The following is a 1,773-nucleotide window of genomic DNA, read 5'->3' on the forward strand; positions in this document are numbered from 1 at the left end:
ACCGGCAATCTCCTCAATGACCGCCAGATAACAGCCGGTCAGGCGCTGCATCTGGACGCACAGCATCTCACCAACCGCGCCGCCGGTGAAATCAGCGCTAAACAAACGCAAATCACGGTTCACGATACCCTGAACAACACCGGATTGATTGACGGCGGCCTGACCCACCTGACAGCCAACACCCTGAACAACACCGGCACCGGGCGACTTTACGGGGACCAGCTCGCCCTCCAGACGGAGACCCTGAATAACACCGCACAGGATGGCAAAGCCGCCGTGATTGCCGCGCGTGACCGACTGGATATCGGCACCGCAACGCTCAACAACCGTGACCATGCCCAGATTGACAGCGTGGGCAACATGCACATCGGTGGTCAATTGGATAACGCGCTGACGGCTACCGGTCAAGCCCGTGAGCTCAATAACCACGCGGCGACGATGGAAGCCGGGCGCCATTTGACGATGAATGCCGACCAGATTAACAACACCAACGCCGGGTTGGTCACTCAGGTCGTCGAAACAGAAAAATCTCAGCATCACGACGCGGTACTGAGCGGCCAGACCGCCCGTTACGACTGGTCACAGGTGGACACTTCCCACCACAATAAATACAAAGTACACGATGCCATCATGCCGGACGGCAGCCGCAGCAATGACTTTTACGAATATCAGTACACCCGCACCGTTAAGGAAACTCAAGTCAAACAGAGTGACCCCGGTAAAATTCTGGCCGGGGGCAATCTGACGCTCAACAGTGCGCAGGTCACTAATCACGACAGCCAGATTATCGCCGGTGGGGCGCTGGACGGAGTGATAGGCGAGTTGCACAATATCGCTACGCAGGGCGAACGCGTGACCACCGATACCGGCAGCCAGACCCACTGGTATGCCAAAAAGACCAAAAACAAAAAGTTGGGATTCGGGGGGACCAAAACCTCGCAGGGGAAAAGCCGCAGCCATTATGACCCGGCCCCCGTCATCGACACCCTCGACCTGAACACCCTGGCCTGGCAGGCGCATACCCGTCCACCGGGTACCGATATCACCATAGCCGACCGACAAACCGGTCAAATCCATTCTGCCCCCACAGCGGTCACGCCGGTGAACGGTATCAAAAATCAACCACTGAGTTTGCCCCCGGAGACCGTCAAAGGACACACTGTCGACCCGGTGATACGCGTGGTGACCCCCGATACCCGCCTGCCGGATAACAGCCTGTATACCGTGCAGCCGGGCAGCGACAGCCACTATCTGGTCGAGACCGACCCGAAATTTACCCAGTATAAACCCTGGCTGGGCTCGGACTACATGCGGCAACAGTTAACGCACGACCCGGCGCGGGTTCACAAACGCCTGGGCGATGGGTTCTACGAACAGCGTTTGGTGCGCGACCAAATCACCCAACTGACCGGCCGGCGCTATCTGCCGGGCTACCACAACGACGAAGCGCAGTTTAAAGCGCTGATGGACGCCGGTATCGCCTTTGGTAAACAGCAACAGTTAACGCCCGGTGTCGCCTTAAGTCCGGCGCAGATGGCATTGCTGACCTCAGATATTATCTGGCTGACCAACCAGACGGTGACCCTGCCGGATGGCACGACCGAAGTGGTGACGGTGCCGCAGGTTTACGCCCGCGTCCGTCCGGGCGACCTGCGCAGTGACGGCGCCTTGCTGGCCGGGAATAGCGTGGCCCTTAACAGTCAGGGCGATATCACCAACAGCGGCACGATAAGCGGGCGTGACGTCACCCACCTGACGGCCAACAATCTGACC

General features: G+C 58.8%; 1 pseudogene. It reads left to right on the top strand.

Going from position 1 to position 1,773, the window contains the following annotated elements:
* A pseudogene (locus BO26_RS18420) lies at positions 1-1,773 on the top strand (S-layer family protein); the annotation flags it as partial.

This window comes from Photorhabdus australis DSM 17609 (assembly GCF_000711895.1).
Lineage (GTDB): Bacteria > Pseudomonadota > Gammaproteobacteria > Enterobacterales > Enterobacteriaceae > Photorhabdus > Photorhabdus australis.